Genomic DNA, 17,237 nt, shown 5'->3' with positions numbered 1-17,237 from the left:
ATGACAACCGTGATCAATCCCGAGGTCGGGAAGAGCCTGCGGACCGGATCGTTCGACACCAACTACCACGACGTCGGCACTGGTGATCCCGTGCTGTTGCTGCACGGGTCCGGCGCGGGCGTGTCGGCCTGGGCCAACTGGCGTGGTCTGATTCCCGTTCTCGCAGAGAACTTCCGGGTGATCGCACCGGACCTGGTCGGGTTCGGATACACCTCGCTGCCCGAACCGGCGCGGTTCGAGATCTTCGATACCTGGATCGACCAGGTCCTGGCGCTGCTCGACGGGCTGGACATCCCGAAGGTGCACGTGGTGGGCAACTCGTTCGGTGGCGGTCTGGCACTGCACCTCGCGACGCGGTTCCCGGACCGGCTCGGTCGGATCGTCCTGATGGGGGCCGGCGGCGTGAAGTTCGACTTCACCCCGGAACTCGATGCGCTGTGGGGCTATGAGCCGTCGATCGAGAACATGAAGAAGATCATGGACATCATGGCGTACGACCGGTCTCTGGTGACCGACGAACTCGCCGAGCTGCGGTACCGCGCCACGATCCGGCCGGGCGCTCAGGAGGCGTTCGAGATGGTCTTCCCGGAGCCGCGGCAGCGCCACCTCGACGCCCAGATCGTGCCGGACGATGAGCTGGCGGGGATCGAGCACGAGGTACTCATCCTGCACGGCCGTGAAGACCGGGTCGTGCCGCTGGCGGCGTCCCAGCACATGTTCGACACCATCCCCAACTCGCAGCTGCACGTGTTCGGCAAGTGCGGACACTGGACGCAGATCGAACATGCGGCGCGCTTCCAGCAGCTCGTGAGCCAGTTCCTCGGAGAGGCGCTCGTGTCGGGGGAGGGGCGGTGAGCCCCAGCGGGTCACCCGGCGGATCCGCAGGGGATCCGATGCGGGTCGCGGTCATCGGGGCCGGTGTCGCTGGCCTGTCCTCGGCGAAGGTGCTCGGGCAGTTCGGCTTCGAGGTCACGGTGTACGACCGCACGCCGGACGTCGGCGGGGTATGGAGCGTCACCCGGCGTTACCCCGGTGTGACGACGCAGAACAACAAGGGCACCTACGCATTCTCGGACTACCCGATGCCGCGCGGGTATCCCGAGTGGCCCAGCGGCGAGCAGGTGCAGCAATACCTGGCCGGGTACGCCGAGCACTTCGGGTTGGTGCCGCACCTGCGCCTGGGCACCGAGGTGACCGCGGCTGTCCAGGACGAGGACACCGGGTTCTGGTCGGTGACATCCCGCGAGGTCGAGTCCGGCCGCGTCGATGAGCAGCGGTACGACCGTCTCGTGATCGCGAACGGGATCTTCTGCGACCCGTTCGTGCCCCCGTATCCCGGTGTCGACGACTACGAGCAGGCGGGCGGGCGGTTGTGTGCGGCGTCCGACTTCCATCGGCTCGAGGACGCCGCGGGCAGGGACGTACTGGTCGTGGGCTACGGAAAGTCCGCATGCGACGTCGCCGAGGCACTCAGCGAGGTCTCCGCCTCCATGACGGTCGTCGCCCGCGAAGTCACGTGGAAGATGCCGCGCAAGCTCGGGAACGTACTGAACTACAAGTACGTTCTGCTCACCCGACTGAGTGAGGGGCTCTTCGAGCACATCGACCAGCGTGGGTTCGGGCGGTTCCTCATCGGTCCCGGCCGCTTCCTGCGCAACGGTCTGCTCGGCGCCGTTCAGTCCGTCGCGCAGAAGCAGTTGCTCCTCGACCGGGTCGGGCTGGTGCCGGAGGGATCGTTCGAGCGAATCGTCCGACACGCGGTGAGCCTGGCGACCGAACAGTTCTACGAGAAGGTGGCGGACGGCACGATCGGTGTCCGACGAGGGACCGTCATCACTGCGCTGCACGAGAAGGACGGCAAGCCCGTGGCCGAGCTCAGCGACGGCACCGTGATTCCGGCGGATGTCATCGTGTGCGCCACCGGATTCCAGCAACGCGTACCGTTCCTGACCGAGGAGATGCAGGACAGGCTGACCGACGACGAGGGCAACTTCCAGCTGTACCGGCAGATTCTGCCGCTCGACGTCCCGAACCTGTACTTCGTCGGCTACGGGTCGTCGCTGTTCAGCCCGCTCAGCGCCGAGGCCGCCGCGCTGTGGGCGACCGACCACATGCTCGGTGGCACGCAGTTGCCGCCGCTCGAGGATCGGCGCGCCTTCGTGCGGACCCGGCTGGACTGGATGATCGAACGCAGCGAGGGCAAGCCCGCCCGCGGCACGAACATCATCCCGTTCTCGTTGCGACAGGTCGACGAGGTGCTCGACGAGATCGACGCGAACGTGGGGACGCTGACACGGACCGCGCAGTGGTTCCTGCCCGCCCGGCCGGCGTCGTACCGTCGAACCACCCGCGTGTTGATGCGCCGTCACGGCGTGACGGCGCCATCAACTCGACTGTAGAGCTCGGGGAGGCCCCGGTGTCGCGCACCTCCGCCGCGACACCGGGGCCTTTCGTTGTCTGCCTTACTTCTTGGGTACGCGGACGATGAGGGCGTCGCCCTGGCCGCCGCCGCCGCACAGTGCGGCCGCGCCGACGCCGCCGCCGCGGCGGGCCAGTTCGAGCGCCAGGTGCAGGGTGATGCGGGCGCCGGACATGCCGAGGGGGTGGCCGATGGCGATGGCGCCGCCGTTGACGTTGACCTTGGCGGGGTCGATGCCGAGTTCGCGGGTGGAGGCGATGCCGACGGCGGCGAACGCCTCGTTGATCTCGACCAGGTCGAGGTCCTTCGGGTCGATGCCCTCCCGCTCGCACGCCTTGGCGATCGCGTTGGCGGGCTGCGACTGCAGCGTCGAGTCGGGTCCGGCGACGACGCCGGCGGATCCGATCTCCGCGATCCACTCCAGGCCCAGTTCCTGGGCCTTGGTCTTGGACATCACGACGACCGCCGCGGCGCCGTCGGAGATCTGCGAGGCGGAGCCGGCGGTGACGGTGCCGTCCTTGGAGAAGGAGGGGCGCAGTCCGGCGAGGGACTCGGCGGTGGTGTCGGGGCGGATGCCCTCGTCCTCGGTGACGACGATCGGGTCGCCCTTGCGCTGCGGGATGGTCACCGGCACGACCTCGGTGTCGAACACCCCGTCCTTCCAGGCGCGGGCCGCGCGCTGGTGCGAGGCGGCGGCGAAGGCGTCCTGCTCCTCGCGGGAGACGAACTTCTCCCCGGCGTTGGCGGATTCGGTGAGGTTGCCCATCGGCTGGTCGGTGAAGATGTCGTGCAGGCCGTCGTAGGCCATGTGGTCGCGCAGGGTGACGTCGCCGTACTTGAAGCCCTGCCGGGACTTCTCGAGCATGTGCGGTGCGCGGGACATCGACTCCTGGCCGCCGGCGACGACGATGTCGAACTCGCCGGCGCGGATCAGCTGGTCGGCCATCGCGATGGCGTTGATGCCGGACAGGCACACCTTGTTGATCGTCAGCGCGGGCACGCTCATCGGGATGCCTGCTGCGACCGCGGCCTGGCGGGCGGGGATCTGCCCGGCACCGGCGGTGAGGACCTGGCCCATGATCACGTACTCGACCTGCTCGGGGGCGACCCCGGCCTTGTCGAGCGCGCCCTTGATCGCGATCCCACCGAGGTCCGATCCCGAGAAGTCCTTCAAGGAACCGAGCAATCGACCCACCGGGGTCCGGGATCCGGCGACGATGACCGAAACGTTGTCCGTCACGGATGTTTCCTTTCGAAAGTGCAGGTTGCTCAGACGAGTTCGGGCAGGCGGATGTCCAGCGGGGCGTCGGTCGCGGCGGTGACATCGTCGACCGTCACGCCGGGCGCCAACTCGACCAGCGCGAGGGTGCCGTCGCCGACCACGTCGATCACCGCGAGGTTGGTGATGATCCGGTTGACGACGCCCTGCCCGGTCAGCGGCAGGCTGCAGGACTCGACGATCTTCGCGCCGCCGTCACGGTCGGTGTGCTCCATGACCACGATGACGCGTCGTGCGCCGTGCACGAGGTCCATCGCGCCACCCATGCCCTTGACCATCTTGCCGGGCACCATCCAGTTGGCGAGGTCGCCGGTGGCCGACACCTGCATGCCGCCGAGGACCGCGGTGTCGATGTGGCCGCCGCGAATCATGCCGAACGACAACGCCGAATCGAAGAACGCGGCACCGGGATTGACGGTGACGGTCTCCTTGCCCGCGTTGATCAGGTCCGGGTCGACCGCGTCGTCGGTCGGGTACGGGCCGGTGCCGAGGATGCCGTTCTCCGAGTGCAGGGTCACCCGCACGTCGTCGGTCAGGTAGCCGGGGATCAGCGTCGGCAGGCCGATGCCGAGGTTGACGTACTCGCCGTCGATCATCTCCGCGGCCGCACGCGCGGCCATCTCGTCGCGGGTCCATCCGGTCATCGCGAGGCTCCTTCGGTCGCAGTCACGGTGCGCTTCTCGATGCGCCTGTTCTGGGGGCCGGTGTGCACGATCCGCTGGACGAACACGCCCGGCAGGTGCACCTGGGCCGGATCGAGCTCGCCGGCGGGGACGAGTTCCTCGACCTGCGCGATGGTGACCTTGCCCGCCATCGCCGCGAGGGGGTTGAAGTTCAGTGCGGTCTTGTCGAAGACCAGGTTGCCCGCGGTGTCGCCGCGGACGGCGTGCACGAGGGCGAAGTCGGCGGAGATGCCGTGTTCCATCACGTACCGCTTGCCGCCGAACTCGCGGGTCTCCTTGGGTGGGGACGCGACCGCGACGGAGCCGTCGGCGTCGTAGCGCCACGGCAGGCCGCCGTCGGCGACGGGGGTGCCGACACCGGCGGGGGTGAAGAACGCGGGAATGCCGGCACCGCCCGCACGGAGGCGCTCGGCGAGGGTGCCCTGTGGGGTCAGTTCGACCTCGAGTTCACCGGAGAGGTACTGGCGCGCGAATTCCTTGTTCTCGCCGACATACGAGGCGGTGACGCGGCTGATCTGCTTGGCGCCGAGGAGGATTCCGAGACCGTGGTCGTCGACGCCGCAGTTGTTGGAGAACACCTCGAGGTTGCCGACCCCGGACGCGCGGAGCGCATCGATCAGGGCGTCGGGAATCCCGCACAGCCCGAACCCTCCGACGGCGATCGTGGCGCCGTCGCCGATGTCGGCGACCGCTTCGGTCGTCGTGGCGAACACTGTCGTTCCCATCCCAGTCCTTCCACTCGGGTGGCATCCCGCGGTCCTGTCCTCGAATGGTGTTCATCCGGCGGACGTCGCGGGGACTTCCTCCTCGACACTTAAGTGCGCAGGTCGCAGGGGTTCAAGAGCAGATCGTGAATCGGACCAGAGTGCTCGTTTGGTGGACTGCTCCGAAACATGCGTTCACTGAGTGAACGTATGATCGGGGGCATGGAGGACACACTCAAGCCTCAGGTGATCCGTCGGGTCGGTGCCCTGCTGCGAGCCATCTCGGCGGTGGAGCCGGGCGGCGCGTCCACCTCCGACCTCGCCCGTGCCACGGACCTGGCCCGGCCCACCGCGCACCGGCTGCTGACCTCGCTGGCCGAGGAGGGGCTGGTCGACCGGGACCACAAGACGGGCCGGTGGTCGCTCGGGCCGGAGCTGTATCTGCTTGGGGCGCAGGCCGCGGGCCGCTACGACATCACCGACGTCGCCCGCGACATCCTGCGAGACCTGGCCCGCGAGACCGGGGAGAGCGCGTTCCTCTCGGCCCGGCGGGGCGACGAGACGGTGTGCATCGCCCGGGAAGAGGGCAGTTTCCCGCTGCGCTCACACGTCCTGCACGTCGGTATCCGGCTGCCGCTCGGGGTCGCGTCCGCGGGGCTGGTCATCCTGTCGCACCTGCCGGACCGGGAGATCGACGAGTACCTCGGCCGTCACGAGCTGACCGCCGCGTGGGGCTCCGACCACAGCTCCGAGGGCATTCGGGAGCGGATCGACGCCACCCGGCTGACCGGGTACTGCGTCAATCCCGGGCTGCTCGTCGAGGGCAGTTGGGGCATGGGCGCGGCCGTGTTCGACACCGCCGAGCAGCCCGCGTGGGCGCTGAGTCTGACCGGTGTGGAATCCCGGTTCCCGCTCGAACGGCGGAAGGAGCTCGGGGAACTGCTGCTGCGCCAGGCGCACCGGCTGACGCTGCGGCTGCGGCGGGGGCGCTGACGCCGTCAGCCCTGGTGGTTGTCCGGGTAGGCGGTCACGGCGAGGAATCGAATCGGCAACTCGACCAACTCGTTCGGCCCGTGCAGGCCCTCGCCGTCGAGGAGTAGAGCGTCCCCGGGGCGCAGCCGGTACTCGTTCTCGCCGTGGCCGTAGACCATCTCACCCTCGAGCATGTACAGCAGTTCGGTGCCCGGGTGTTGGAACAGCGGGAACACCTCGCTGGCGTTGTTCAGCGTCACCAGCACCGGCTCGAGTCGTTTGTGCTGCCCGCGCAGCGCCCCGAGCATCTCGTAGTGGTGACCGACCCGGGTGCCGCGGCCGACGATCTCGGCGCCCTGCCCGGCCGACGTGAACACCGCGTCCCGCGTCGAGTCCGCGCCGCGGAACAGGGACGTCACAGGCACGTCCAGGCCGGCGGCGAGCCGGGCGAGGGTCGAGAGGCTGCACGAGGTCTGCGCGTTCTCGATCTTCGAGAGCATTGCCTTCGAGATCCCGATCTTCGCGGCCATGTCGCCGACGGACAGCCCGCTCGCCAGCCGGAGCTTGCGGACCTGTTCGGCGATGACGCGTTCGAGGTCGACGCCGGTCGGGGTGTCCGCAGGCACCTCGCGCTGCGCGGTGTCGTGGTGCACGGGGCGCTTCGGGCTGGCCATCCACCCAGCCTAGCGGGGTGTTTCCCGGCAGTGGACACGGCGCGCTGCAAGCCGCAGTCGGCACGGCGCGCTGCAAGCCTTTCGGTGACGCTGTGTGCGATGAGTTCCGGCCGCTCGCGCGGTCCAACCCTCCAGAGGGACACTCACGTGAGGAGGCGTGTCATGACCACTGCCCTGGATCGAGAGTTCGTCGCCACGCTGGTCAAGAGCCCGGCGAAGGGCGGCTGGACGTACCTGGTGTGGCCTGAGTCCGTCGCGTACTTCGGTACCCGCGGACTGGTGAAGGTCCGCGGAACCGTCGACGGGCACCCGTTCGAGAGTTCGTTCATGGCCCTCGGCGACGGCACCCACAAGTTGCCGGTCAAGGCGTCGGTGCGGGACGCGATCGGCAAGCAGGCCGGGGGCGACGTGACCGTGCGACTGCTCGAACGCCTGGGCTGACGGCTCATGCGAATGCGCGGCGGCAGTGCGCGAGCAGTTCGCGGACCGCGGGCCGGTTGGCGTTCTGCCACACCAGCGCCAGCAGCGCGGGAGCGTCCAGGTCGTCAACAGCGCGGGCGACGAGATGGGGGTGGGCGGAGGCCATCGACTCGCTGAGGATCGCCACCCCGAGACCGCGCGCGGCGAGGTCCGCGATCGCGTCGGAGGCACCCGCCTGCAGGCCGATCCGCGGTGTCAGTCCCGCTGCGGTGCAGGCATTGTCGAAGACGGACCGCAGGCCGGTGCCCGGCGGCATGCACACGACGGTGTCGGTGCATACGTCGCGCAGGGTGACAGTCCGGCGTCGGGCAAGCCGATGATCGGCGGGTACTGCGACGACCAGCGGTTCGCTGACGACGGTGAGCGATTCGAGGTCGGTGGGGGCCGTGGCCGTGCCGACCAGCGCCAGGTCGACGGTGCCGTCACGAACCGCGCCCAGAAGCCGATCCGAGTTGTCCTCGGTCAGAGTCAGTTCCACTCCGGGATGGGCAAGGTGGAACCGGGCGAGCGCGTCGAACAGCGGTGTGATCGTGCAGCCGACGACCATCCCGACGGTGAGCTGCCCACGGATCAGATCGGTGACCTCACCGACGGCCTGTCCCAGCGCCTCCGTCGACGCCAGTGCGGCGCGGGCGTGCTCGAGCGCGGCCTTGCCCGCGACGGTCAACGTCACGCTGCGGGTGGAGCGGTCGAACAGTTCGGCGCCGAGTTCGCGCTCGAGAGCGCGGATTTGAGCGCTGACCCCGGACTGGCTGATGTGCACCCGCTGGGCGGCGCGAGTGAAGTTGCGCTCCTCGGCGACCGCGACGAAGTACTCCAGCTGCCTCAAGTCCATAACTTCAGATTCTAGTTCTGATCAGATCCATCTGTTGGACTTCTGAACTGTGGGTGGCGAGGCTGGAGGTGTCGAACCGATGGCAGGAGGAACCCATGTACGAGAAGGCGATGCGACCCGAGGACATCACCCGGCTGTTCGTCGAGCGCTCCAATGCCGGGGACGCCGCCGGGGTCGCCGCCCTGTACGCGGAGGACGCGGTGATGGCGTACCCGCCTGGCCGCACCACCGTCGGACGGGCGGCGATCCAGGCACTCTGGCAGTCCGTGCTCGCCAACCGGCCGCACTTCGAGGCCGAGGAGCCGCTGCCGACGCTGGTCTGCGGTGATCTCGCGTTGACGTCGACGCCGCCGAGGGACGGCGCCGGTGCCCGAGCGCAGGTGGTCCGGCGTCAGCCCGACGGCAGCTGGCTGCGCGTCCTGGACCAGCCCGAGTTCGTCCCCGTCAGCGGGTGATCGCCTCGGCGATGGGCGTCGGACCGGAGTTGAACGGGATGGTGCGGCCGATGGTGGTCGGATCGGCGAGGCCGGCGGCGACCACCTGCGCGACGTCCTCGCGCGGTACCGACGTGGCCGCCGGGGTCGGGCTCACCTCGATGCGCCCGGTGCCCGGTTCGAGGGTGAGGGTGCCGGGGCCGAGGACGGTCCAGTCCAGGTCGGTGCTGCGCAGGTGATCGTCGGCGGCAGCCTTGGCCTCCGCGTAGGCGAAGAACGAGTTGTCCGGGGGGACACCGTGGTCGGGCCGGGATCCGAGGTAGGAGACCATCACGTAGCGACGCACTCCGGCCGCCGCTGCCGCGTCCATCGAGCGGATCGCGGCGTCCCGGTCCACGGCGTAGGTGCGCGCCGGGTCGCCGCCGCCCGCGCCGGCCGACCACACGACGGCGTCGTGGCCGCGTAGCGCCTCCGCGATCTGCGCGGTGGTCATGCTCTCGACATCCGCGACCACCGGCCGGGCGCCGGTCGCTTCGACATCCGCGGCGTGGTCGGGATTGCGGATCAGCGCGGTCACCTCGTCGCCGCGTCCGCTCAGGATCCGCTCGAGGTGCAGGGCCACCTTCCCGTGTCCACCGATGACGCCGACGCGTGCCATGACCGTTCCTTCCGTCGGGAATCCGGGGCCGCGTCCCAACCTACAGGCGCTCCGCACCCGTGCACCTTTTCGGTAGTTGGGACCACCGAGAAGGCGCACAGGTGCCGGCGGCGCCTAGCGCATTTCGCCGGCGCCCTCGTACTGGTTCAGGCTCAGCAGCAGGTCACCCTCCTCGAAGCGGGAGTATCGGAAGTCGTGCGGGTTGACGTTCGGCAGGGTGGTCTTTCCGTCGTCGAGGAGCATGTCGGCGACGAGCTTGCCGACGGCGGGGGAGATCTTGAATCCGTGGCCGGAGAAGCCGGTGGCCAGGAACAGACCGTCCACGGGAGCGGGACCGATGATCGGGTTGTAGTCCGGCGTCACGTCGTAGGCGCCGACGTAGCTGCTGGTGATCCGCGGATCCGGCATGTCGGGCAAGCGGTTGCCCAGCTTCATGATGTTCTTCTCGATGGTGCTGTCGTCCGCGCGGTTGCTGTAGTTGTCGGGGTCGATGTACTCCGGCGCCTGGTGGTCGGAATTGCCCACCAGGAGTTCGCCGTTCGGTTCCCGGCAGATGTACTGCAGACCCGCGAGGTCGGACAGCACGGGAACCTCGGGGGTGGGAACGCCCTGATCGACGAGCACCAGCTGTGCGCGTTGCGCCTTGACGTCGACATCGACGCCCACCCCGGCGACGAGGGCCGGCGTCCACGGGCCGGCCGCGACGATGACGTGCTCGGCGTGGACCTCCGAGCCGTCGGCCAGCGTGACGCCGTAGACGCGTCCCGAGTCGTTCTGCAGGAGCGAGACGACCGGGGTGCTCTGCCGGATCTTCACGCCCATCTTCCGCGCAGTCGCGGCGAACGCCATGCCGGTCATGTAGGCCTCACCACGACCGCCTAGCGGCTCGTAGGCGAAGAGCGCGAAGTCGTCCAGGTTCATCCCCGGCCAGAGCTCGGCCATCTTGTCGTGGGCTATGAACTCGGTCGCGATACCCAGCGACTGCATCATCTCGATGTTCGCCTCGAGCGGCTTGACGTTGTTCTCGCCGACGCCGACGACGTAACCGCACTGCCGGAATGCCATGTCGTCGCCGAAGATCTCGGTCGCGCGAGTGAAGATGTCCACGCCGTACCAGGACATCGCGGCCAGCGACGGTGTGCCGTAATGGCACCGGACGACGCCGCTGGACTTGCCGGTCATACCGGAGCACAGGGTGTCGCGCTCGAGCACCAGCACGTCGGTCTCGCCTCGGTCGGCGAGCGAGTAGGCGATGGCAAGACCTTCGAGGCCGCCGCCGACGATCAAGAACTTGGTCGTGTCCGTCACGGTGAGGATCCTTCGGGGAGAGGGCCTCCCGGGCGGGGAGGGCTGTGGGGTGGTCGGGTGGTTCGCGAGTCTCGGGCGTTTCCAATTATGAATCGTCGTCTTCTACCAGGAAACCTCCAGTGCATGACAAAGGTGTTAACTCTCGTGGGACGGTGGTGACGGCTCCGCCTCACCCGGTCGTTCGAATGCGGACGACCAGGCCGTCGGCGGCGCCGAACAGGTCGATCGCCTCGTTCCGGACGACGATGCAGTCGCCAGGAGCGGCCCGCTCGGGCCCGGCGTGCACCGCACCGGCCCGCACGAACAGCGCGGTCACCTCGTCCGCGTGGGTGCGCAGCGGACCGTCCACGCGTACCGGCTCGACGGTCGCGGTGGCCGCTCCGCGCTCGGTCATCACATTGAACGCGCGCGTGTTCCCGGCCGGGACGCACCGGGGCGCGTCCTCGCCCGCGAACGCGTGGGGACGCCAGGGCGTCAACGGTTCCGGTCCGTGTCGTCCCCGGTCCAGAGTCACGCCGTGCGCGCCGACGACGGTGAAGATCCGGTCGACCCCGGGGAAGGCCGAGAACTTGCTCGGCGCGTCACCCAGATCGGCCAGGCTGATCCGCCAGATCGGCTGCCCGCCAACCGAGTCCGGCCCGATCGCGACCTCCTCGGTCGCCCCGGCGCCGTTGCGCCACGGCGCCCGTCGGCGGTCGGTGTCATGGACCACCCGTCGGCGGTCGGTGTCATGGACCACCCGGATCGGCATCTACGAGCCCGCCGTCCAGTCCTCCATGACGTCGGCCAGGGCCTGCGCCCCGATGTTGCAGTCGTCGGCTTCGGCGAACTCGTGGGGGGAGTGCGACACCCCGGTCGGGTTGCGCACGAACAGCATCGCGGTCGGCACCTTCTCGGACAGGATGCCGGCGTCGTGTCCAGCCTGGGTCGGCAGGACCGGGATGTCACCGAGGTGGGAGAGGGCGCGGCGCAGGCGTTCGCGCGGTTCGGGCGGGAACTCCACGATCGGCGTGATCGACTCGGTGAAGACGTCGAGACCGATCCCATCCGGAAGGCAGTGCAGGCGGGCGTCCGCCTCGATCTCGGCGACCAGCTTGGTCAACGTCTCCTCGTCGGCGGCGCGAGCGTCGAGCCAGGCCTTGATCTCCGACGGAATCGCGTTGGCGCCGTTGGGAAGAACCTCGAGCTTGCCGAATGTGGCGACCGCGCCGAGGCCGGCGGCGCAGGATCGCGCACTGTGCACGGACGACGCATAGGCAAGCATCGGATCCCGGCGGTCGACCAGTCGGGTCGCGCCGGCGTGGTTGGCCTCCCCGGTGAAGGTGAACTGCCACCGGCCGTGCGGCCAGATCGACGACGCGACTGCGATCGGCCTGTCGACGAGGTCGAGTGCGCGTCCCTGCTCGACGTGCAGCTCGACGTACACGCCGACCCGGTCGACCAGGGTGTCGTCGACACCGACGTGCGCGGGTAGGCGGCCGGCCCGGGCCATGGCCTCCGCGAGCGTGATTCCGTCCCGGTCGCGCAGCCCGAGGGCCCGCTCGGCGGTCAGTGCCCCGGTCGTGAGCTGGCTGCCGACACAGGCCACCCCGAACCGTGCCCCCTCCTCGTCGGAGAACGCGGCGATCGCGATCGGAACCGTCGGGAGGACGCCGCGCTCGCGGAGCAGGTCCACCGCGGCGAAGGCCGACACCACGCCGAGCGGACCGTCGAAGGCGCCGCCGTCGGGGACCGAGTCCAGGTGCGAGCCGGTCACGAAGGCGCCGGTCGGATCCCCGACCCAGTCCTCGGGCAGCCACCAGGCCCACAGGTTGCCGTTCCGGTCCTCCTCGACATCCATGCCACGCTGGGCGGCGCAGCCGCGGAACCACTCGCGGAGGGTGAGATCGGCTTCGCTCCAGGCGAATCGTCGGTAGCCGCCGGTCGTCGCGTGCTTGCCGACGTCGATGATCGACGCCCAGAGCGAGTCGAATGCGGTCATGCGGTCTGTCCTCTCGAAATGTGTGCTGTGTGGTCCCAGTGCGCGCGGAGGAGTGAGTGCGGCGGGGGGAGCCATCGGTACCTTGGCAACTCGTCGGCCGACACCCCGCCCCACACGCCGTGGGTCTCGCCCGCCCGCGCCGCGAACCAGCGGCACTCCTCCCGCACCGGACAGCCGGCGCAGACCGACTTGGCGTGGCGCACCAGTTCCGGTGTCTCGCCGAAGAAGTCGACGTCGTGGGTGCGGCACCGGGCCCGCAGTTGCCACTCCCACGCCTCGACGACGGGAGTGGGCAACGTGACGGGGTGGTCCCGGTTCACATCCGGCCTGGGATCCAGGTGGTTCCGGCGAGCGGGACGCGGGCCATCGCGGACGCCTCGACGGTCAGCGCGACGAGGTCCTGCGGCTCGAGGTTGCGCAGGTGCGACTTACCGCAGGCACGGGCGATGGTCTGCGCCTCCATGGTGAGCACCCGCAGGTAGTTGGCGAGGCGGCGGCCGCCCTCGATGGGATCGAAGCGGGCCTGCAGCTCCGGGTCCTGGGTCGTGATGCCGGCCGGGTCCTTGCCGTCCTGGAAGTCGTCGTAGAAGCCGGCGGCCGAGCCCAGCTTCTCGTACTCGGCCTGGTACTTGGGGTCGTTGTCGCCCAGCGCGATGAGGGCCGCGGTGCCGATCGCAACCGCGTCGGCGCCGAGCGCCATCGCCTTGGCGACGTCGGCGCCGGACCGGATGCCGCCCGACACGATCAGCTGCACGCCGCCGGGGGTGCGGTGCATGCCCATCTCCTGCAGCGCCTGCACGGCCTGCGGGATCGCGGCCAGGGTCGGGATGCCGACGTGCTCGATGAACACGTCCTGGGTGGCGGCGGTGCCGCCCTGCATGCCGTCGACCACGACGACGTCGGCTCCGGCCTTCACCGCGAGCTTGACGTCGTAGTAGGTGCGGGTGGCGCCGACCTTCACATAGATGGGCTTCTCCCAGCCGGTGATCTCACGCAGCTCGATGATCTTGATGGCCAGGTCGTCCGGCCCGGTCCAGTCCGGGTGCCGGCACGCACTGCGCTGGTCGATGCCGACCGGCAGGGTGCGCATCCCGGCGACCCGCTCGGTGATCTTCTGGCCCAACAGCATTCCGCCGCCACCCGGCTTTGCGCCCTGACCGAGAACGATCTCGATTGCGTCGGCCTTGCGCAGGTCGTCGGGGTTCATGCCGTAACGCGACGGCAGGTACTGGTAGACCAGGTGCTTGGACTGGCCGCGCTCCTCCGGGGTCATGCCGCCGTCACCGGTGGTCGTCGACGTTCCGACCTCGCTGGCTCCGCGGCCGAGTGCCTCCTTGGCCCGGCCCGAGAGCGCACCGAAGCTCATGCCGGCGATGGTGACCGGAGTCTCGAGGTGCAGCGGGTACTTCGCGTTCCGGTCACCGAGCACGACGTCCGTCTCGCACTTCTCGCGGTAGCCCTCGAGCGGGTAGCGCGACATCGACGCGCCGAGGAACAGCAGATCGTCGAAGTGCGGGACCTTGCGCTTGGCGCCCCAGCCGCGGATGTCGTAGATACCGGTGTCGGCGGCACGCTGGATCTCGTGGATGACGCTGCGGTCGAAGGTGGCCGACTCGCGGAGACCGGGCTGGAACGTCGTCATGGTGTACTCCTGGGTGCTGAAAAGGCAGGGTGTATCGCGGAAGTGGCGGGTGTGGTGCGCCGGACGGTCAGTACGCGGAAGCGTTGTCGACGTGGAAGTGGTAGAGGTTGCGGGCCGAGCCGTAGCGGGTGAAATCGGCCGGGTCGGCGTCGAGGCCGGCCGCGTCCAGCAGTTCGCGCAGTTCCTGGAGGTGCTCGGGACGCATCTCCTTCTTGACGCAGTCCGCGCCGAGCGAGGCGACGGTGCCGCGCACGTAGATCCGCACCTCGTACAGCGAATCGCCGAGCGCCTCACCGGCATCACCGAGGACGACGAGCCGACCGGCCTGGCCCATGAAAGCGCTCATGTGGCCGATGTCGCCGCCGACGACGATGTCGACGCCCTTCATCGAGATCCCGCAGCGGGCTGCGGCATTGCCTTCGATCACCAGCAGTCCGCCGTGCGCTGTGGCACCCGCGGACTGCGAGGCGTCGCCGGTGACCCGGACGGTGCCGGACATCATGTTCTCGCCGACGCCGACGCCGGCATTGCCCGCGATGGTGACCGAGGCATGCTTGTTCATTCCGGCGGTGTAGTAGCCGGTGTGGCCCTCGATGGTGACGTCGAGGGGGCGGTCCAGGCCGCAGGCGAGGGCGTGGGCGCCCTGCGGGTTGACGACCCGCACGGTGGCGGGGGACTCGGTGGCGTGCAGCGCGGCGTTGAGCTCACGCGTCGAGATCTCGGCCAGGTCGTACGAGGTGGTGACGGTGTGGGTGTCGGTGAGGGTCACGGTCGGCTCCGAAGGGTGTGGGGATGTCGGGTCAGCGCTGCCAGGCGCATGGCGTCGGTGCTGTCGGACGCAGAGCGTCGGTGCTGTCGGACGCAGAGCGTCAGCGGTTCCAGACGTAGACGCGGTCCGGTTCGGGTTCGAACAGGTGCGCGTCGGCGATGCCCGGCAGGTGCGCCAGGGCGCGGAACTCCGAGGCCATCGCGACGTAGGCGTCCGTCTCGGCGACGATCGCGGGTTTGCAGGCGATCGGATCACGTACCACTGCAAAGGAATCGGAGGTGGAAACCAGCAGGGTGTAGAAGCCGTCGAAACGCTCGCCGAGCAGACGCAGTGCCTTCTCGAGGTCCGCGCCCTCGGCGAGATGCTTGGCGACGAAGCGAGCGCCGACCTCGGTGTCGTTCTCGCTGTCGAATTCGATGCCCTCCGCCTCGAGTTCACGCTTGACCGACAGGTGGTTGGAGAACGACCCGTTGTGCACCAGGCACTGGTCCGGACCGACGGCGAACGGATGCGAGCCGGCGGCCGTGACCGCGGACTCGGTTGCCATGCGGGTGTGGCCCACACCCTGCCAGCCGATTGCTGCGGGCAGGCCGAATCCGCGGGCCAGATCGAGCGGGTCGCCCATGCCCTTGAGCACGGTGACCTCGTCGCCGAATCCGATGACGGTGGCGTCCGGTGCGACGGAACGGATCACGGTGGTGAGCTCGTGGGCCGGGACCGGGGCGTGCAGCACCGTCGTCGGTGGCAGTTCGATCGCGGTGACCCCCACGCCGAGCACCGCGCTCGCGGCGGTGGCCAGGCCGGGCTCCGCGCCGAGCACCGACACCGCGGCGTGGCCGGCGGGGGAGAAGGCGGGGTCGCCGTAGATGGCCATGCCCGCGGAATCGGGTCCGCGGTCGACCATCTCGCCGAGCATGCCGGTCAACAGTTCACCCAGTCGAGGGTGCAGGGAGGGCTCGCGAAGGTGGAGCCCGACGATGCCGCACATGGGCAGTCTCCTTGTCAGGGGGGTTCGGGTTGGTCAGAAGGCGGTGAGGTAGGTCTCGACCTCCCAGAGGGTCACCGAGTTGTGCCACCGGAAGAACTCCTCGCGCTTGAGGCCGGTGAAGTAGTCGGCGACCCCGGGGCCGGCGGCATCGAGTGCCCCGCAGACGACGGGATCGGCGGCGAGCGCGTCCATCGCGTGCAGCAGGGTCATCGGCAGGGTGCCCGGCCCGGCTCCCGCACCCGGCTCGCCCGGGTCGAGGTTGCGTTCGATTCCGTCGAGCCCGGCCACGATCGCGGCCGCCGCGGCGAGATAGGGGTTCGCCGAGCCGTCGCCGCCGCGCAGTTCGACGCGGTTGTGGTCCGGCACGCGCAGGTAGTGGGTGCGATCGTTGCCGCCGTAGGTGGCCCGGCGCGGCGACCAGGTGGCGCCGCTGCTCGTCGCGGTGGCGCCGGTTCGCTTGTAGGAGTTGACCGTCGGCGCGATCACTCCCTGCAGTGCGCAGGCGTGCTCGAGGATGCCCGCGATGAAGGAGTACGCGGTCTGCGAGAGCCCGAGGCCGCGGGGGTCGGAGGCGTCCGGGAAGGCGGACTCGCCGTCACGCCACAGGGACAGGTGCATGTGCAGTCCGCTGCCGGTGCGGTCGGCGAACGGCTTCGGCATGAAGGTGGCGGTCATGCCGCGTTCCTCGGCGAGGACCGAGATCAGGTAGCGCAGGGTCACCACCCGGTCGGCGGTGGTCAGCGCGTCCGAGTAGTTGAAGTTCTGCTCGAACTGACCGTTGCCGTCCTCGTGGTCGTTGGCGTAGTTGCCCCAGCCGAGCTCGTTCATGGCGGTGGAGATCGAGGTCAGGTGCTCGTACATCCGGGTGACGTCGCGGGCGTCGTAGCAGGGCTGTCGGGACGTGTCGAGTGCGTCGGCGGTGCGCAGGCCGCCGTCCTCGTCCTTGTTGACCAGGAAGTACTCGATCTCGGCGCCGACGTTCACCTCGAGACCCTGAGCGGCGGCGCGAGCGAGCGCCGACTTCAGGATGACCCGCGGGGCGTACGGCCAGGGCTTGCCCTCGACGTGCGGGTCGCAGTGGACGAGCGCCAGGCCGGAGCGGACGAACGGGATCGGGGTGAACGAGGAGGGGTCGGGGATCGCGACCAGGTCGGGATCCTTGGGCTCCTGTCCCATCGCGCCGGCCGCGTAACCCGCGAAACCGACTCCCTCGGTGGCCAGCTCGTCGACCGATTCGACGGGAACCAGCTTCGCGCACGGCTTGCCTGCGAGATTGACGAAGACCGCGAGGATGAAGCGGGTACCGGTGGCGCGAGCGAGGCCGGCGAGATCGGTGCCGGTCGGTGTGAGGTCGGTGGATGAGGGCAGACGCGTCACGTTCAGATCGGTGGTGTCGAGCGTCATCGGGGCT

General features: G+C 69.4%; 19 protein-coding genes. 5 read left to right on the top strand and 14 right to left on the bottom strand.

All coding sequences use genetic code 11. The features are described 5' to 3' along the window. Complete coding sequence (locus ACWDU4_RS03260) at positions 1-855, top strand: alpha/beta fold hydrolase (RefSeq protein ID WP_450112411.1); 855 nt, start codon at positions 1-3, stop codon at positions 853-855. Further along, on the top strand, positions 852-2,399 hold the full coding sequence (locus ACWDU4_RS03255) for a flavin-containing monooxygenase (RefSeq protein ID WP_450112410.1): 1,548 nt from the start codon (positions 852-854) through the stop codon (positions 2,397-2,399). Before ACWDU4_RS03260 ends, ACWDU4_RS03255 begins: the two co-directional genes overlap by 4 nt. 63 nt (positions 2,400-2,462) lie before the next feature. Here the strand turns inward: ACWDU4_RS03255 and ACWDU4_RS03250 are convergent, their stop codons facing one another. Genes ACWDU4_RS03250 through ACWDU4_RS03240 form a run of 3 tightly spaced genes read right to left on the bottom strand, consistent with a single transcriptional unit; the run spans position 2,463 to position 5,106 of the window. Continuing rightward, entirely contained in the window at positions 2,463-3,659 is a 1,197-nt protein-coding gene (locus tag ACWDU4_RS03250; RefSeq protein ID WP_450112409.1) for an acetyl-CoA C-acetyltransferase, read from the bottom strand. A gap of 29 nt (positions 3,660-3,688) precedes the next feature. Then, on the bottom strand, positions 3,689-4,342 hold the full coding sequence (locus ACWDU4_RS03245) for a 3-oxoacid CoA-transferase subunit B (RefSeq protein ID WP_450112408.1): 654 nt from the start codon (positions 4,340-4,342) through the stop codon (positions 3,689-3,691). Further along, entirely contained in the window at positions 4,339-5,106 is a 768-nt protein-coding gene (locus ACWDU4_RS03240) for a CoA transferase subunit A (RefSeq protein WP_450112407.1), read from the bottom strand. Before ACWDU4_RS03240 ends, ACWDU4_RS03245 begins: the two co-directional genes overlap by 4 nt. A gap of 201 nt (positions 5,107-5,307) precedes the next feature. Here ACWDU4_RS03240 and ACWDU4_RS03235 point away from each other — a divergent pair, with 201 nt between their 5' ends. Continuing rightward, entirely contained in the window at positions 5,308-6,078 is a 771-nt protein-coding gene (locus ACWDU4_RS03235) for an IclR family transcriptional regulator (RefSeq protein ID WP_450112406.1), read from the top strand. A gap of 5 nt (positions 6,079-6,083) precedes the next feature. Here the strand turns inward: ACWDU4_RS03235 and ACWDU4_RS03230 are convergent, their stop codons facing one another. Next, complete coding sequence (locus ACWDU4_RS03230) at positions 6,084-6,731, bottom strand: helix-turn-helix domain-containing protein (RefSeq protein WP_450112405.1); 648 nt, start codon at positions 6,729-6,731, stop codon at positions 6,084-6,086. Positions 6,732-6,893: 162 nt separating this feature from the next. Here ACWDU4_RS03230 and ACWDU4_RS03225 point away from each other — a divergent pair, with 162 nt between their 5' ends. Beyond that, positions 6,894-7,172 (top strand): DUF1905 domain-containing protein, encoded by a 279-nt coding sequence (locus tag ACWDU4_RS03225; RefSeq protein ID WP_450112404.1) that lies wholly within the window; start codon positions 6,894-6,896, stop codon positions 7,170-7,172. Between the two features lie 4 nt (positions 7,173-7,176). Here ACWDU4_RS03225 and ACWDU4_RS03220 read toward each other — a convergent pair whose 3' ends face one another. Next, positions 7,177-8,046, bottom strand: a complete 870-nt coding sequence (locus ACWDU4_RS03220; protein ID WP_450112403.1) for a LysR family transcriptional regulator — start codon at positions 8,044-8,046, stop codon at positions 7,177-7,179. A 95-nt stretch (positions 8,047-8,141) separates the two neighbouring features. On the opposite strand from ACWDU4_RS03220, the gene ACWDU4_RS03215 reads away from it, so the two are divergent. Further along, positions 8,142-8,501 (top strand): YybH family protein, encoded by a 360-nt coding sequence (locus ACWDU4_RS03215; RefSeq protein ID WP_450112402.1) that lies wholly within the window; start codon positions 8,142-8,144, stop codon positions 8,499-8,501. Here the strand turns inward: ACWDU4_RS03215 and ACWDU4_RS03210 are convergent. The 9 genes from ACWDU4_RS03210 to glnT all read right to left on the bottom strand — a co-directional run bounded on the left by ACWDU4_RS03210 (position 8,491) and on the right by glnT (position 17,230). Continuing rightward, a complete protein-coding gene (locus ACWDU4_RS03210; RefSeq protein ID WP_450112401.1) occupies positions 8,491-9,138 on the bottom strand; it encodes an SDR family oxidoreductase in 648 nt (215 codons plus the stop codon). The genes ACWDU4_RS03215 and ACWDU4_RS03210 overlap by 11 nt on opposite strands. 114 nt (positions 9,139-9,252) lie before the next feature. Continuing rightward, entirely contained in the window at positions 9,253-10,446 is a 1,194-nt protein-coding gene (locus ACWDU4_RS03205) for an NAD(P)/FAD-dependent oxidoreductase (RefSeq protein WP_450112400.1), read from the bottom strand. Between the two features lie 169 nt (positions 10,447-10,615). Further along, the gene (locus ACWDU4_RS03200) at positions 10,616-11,158 is read right to left on the bottom strand and encodes a HutD family protein (RefSeq protein ID WP_450112399.1); all 543 of its coding nucleotides are present in this window, start codon (positions 11,156-11,158) and stop codon (positions 10,616-10,618) included. A gap of 39 nt (positions 11,159-11,197) precedes the next feature. Next, positions 11,198-12,427, bottom strand: a complete 1,230-nt coding sequence (locus tag ACWDU4_RS03195) for an allantoate amidohydrolase (protein WP_450112398.1) — start codon at positions 12,425-12,427, stop codon at positions 11,198-11,200. Further along, complete coding sequence (locus tag ACWDU4_RS03190) at positions 12,424-12,723, bottom strand: WhiB family transcriptional regulator (RefSeq protein WP_450112397.1); 300 nt, start codon at positions 12,721-12,723, stop codon at positions 12,424-12,426. The genes ACWDU4_RS03195 and ACWDU4_RS03190 overlap by 4 nt, the downstream gene beginning before the upstream one ends. Before the next feature lie 20 nt (positions 12,724-12,743). Further along, positions 12,744-14,069: an FMN-binding glutamate synthase family protein gene (locus ACWDU4_RS03185; protein ID WP_450112396.1), complete on the bottom strand. Its 1,326-nt coding sequence runs from the start codon at positions 14,067-14,069 to the stop codon at positions 12,744-12,746. 67 nt (positions 14,070-14,136) lie between these two features. Beyond that, a complete protein-coding gene (locus ACWDU4_RS03180; RefSeq protein WP_450112395.1) occupies positions 14,137-14,838 on the bottom strand; it encodes a GltB/FmdC/FwdC-like GXGXG domain-containing protein in 702 nt (233 codons plus the stop codon). A 100-nt stretch (positions 14,839-14,938) separates the two neighbouring features. Further along, positions 14,939-15,826, bottom strand: a complete 888-nt coding sequence (locus ACWDU4_RS03175; RefSeq protein WP_450112394.1) for a glutamine amidotransferase — start codon at positions 15,824-15,826, stop codon at positions 14,939-14,941. A gap of 33 nt (positions 15,827-15,859) precedes the next feature. Continuing rightward, positions 15,860-17,230: a type III glutamate--ammonia ligase gene (glnT, locus tag ACWDU4_RS03170; protein ID WP_450112393.1), complete on the bottom strand. Its 1,371-nt coding sequence runs from the start codon at positions 17,228-17,230 to the stop codon at positions 15,860-15,862. Positions 17,231-17,237 lie beyond the last annotated feature (7 nt).

Source organism: Rhodococcus sp. NPDC003348, from assembly GCF_053589375.1.
The sequence above is the reverse complement of the archived record's forward strand: the minus strand, read 5'-3'. Positions and strand labels throughout refer to the sequence as shown.

What these genes read in the sequence shown, in the direction of transcription:
- ACWDU4_RS03260 (WP_450112411.1), top strand. Translation starts at nt 1, where the DNA reads ATGACAACCGTGATCAATCCCGAGGTCGGGAAGAGCCTGCGGACCGGA.
- ACWDU4_RS03245 (WP_450112408.1), bottom strand. Translation starts at nt 4,342, where the DNA reads ATGACCGGATGGACCCGCGACGAGATGGCCGCGCGTGCGGCCGCGGAG.
- ACWDU4_RS03240 (WP_450112407.1), bottom strand. Translation starts at nt 5,106, where the DNA reads ATGGGAACGACAGTGTTCGCCACGACGACCGAAGCGGTCGCCGACATC.
- ACWDU4_RS03235 (WP_450112406.1), top strand. Translation starts at nt 5,308, where the DNA reads ATGGAGGACACACTCAAGCCTCAGGTGATCCGTCGGGTCGGTGCCCTG.
- ACWDU4_RS03230 (WP_450112405.1), bottom strand. Translation starts at nt 6,731, where the DNA reads ATGGCCAGCCCGAAGCGCCCCGTGCACCACGACACCGCGCAGCGCGAG.
- ACWDU4_RS03225 (WP_450112404.1), top strand. Translation starts at nt 6,894, where the DNA reads ATGACCACTGCCCTGGATCGAGAGTTCGTCGCCACGCTGGTCAAGAGC.
- ACWDU4_RS03220 (WP_450112403.1), bottom strand. Translation starts at nt 8,046, where the DNA reads ATGGACTTGAGGCAGCTGGAGTACTTCGTCGCGGTCGCCGAGGAGCGC.
- ACWDU4_RS03215 (WP_450112402.1), top strand. Translation starts at nt 8,142, where the DNA reads ATGTACGAGAAGGCGATGCGACCCGAGGACATCACCCGGCTGTTCGTC.
- ACWDU4_RS03210 (WP_450112401.1), bottom strand. Translation starts at nt 9,138, where the DNA reads ATGGCACGCGTCGGCGTCATCGGTGGACACGGGAAGGTGGCCCTGCAC.
- ACWDU4_RS03195 (WP_450112398.1), bottom strand. Translation starts at nt 12,427, where the DNA reads ATGACCGCATTCGACTCGCTCTGGGCGTCGATCATCGACGTCGGCAAG.
- ACWDU4_RS03185 (WP_450112396.1), bottom strand. Translation starts at nt 14,069, where the DNA reads ATGACGACGTTCCAGCCCGGTCTCCGCGAGTCGGCCACCTTCGACCGC.
- ACWDU4_RS03175 (WP_450112394.1), bottom strand. Translation starts at nt 15,826, where the DNA reads ATGTGCGGCATCGTCGGGCTCCACCTTCGCGAGCCCTCCCTGCACCCT.
- glnT (WP_450112393.1), bottom strand. Translation starts at nt 17,230, where the DNA reads ATGACGCTCGACACCACCGATCTGAACGTGACGCGTCTGCCCTCATCC.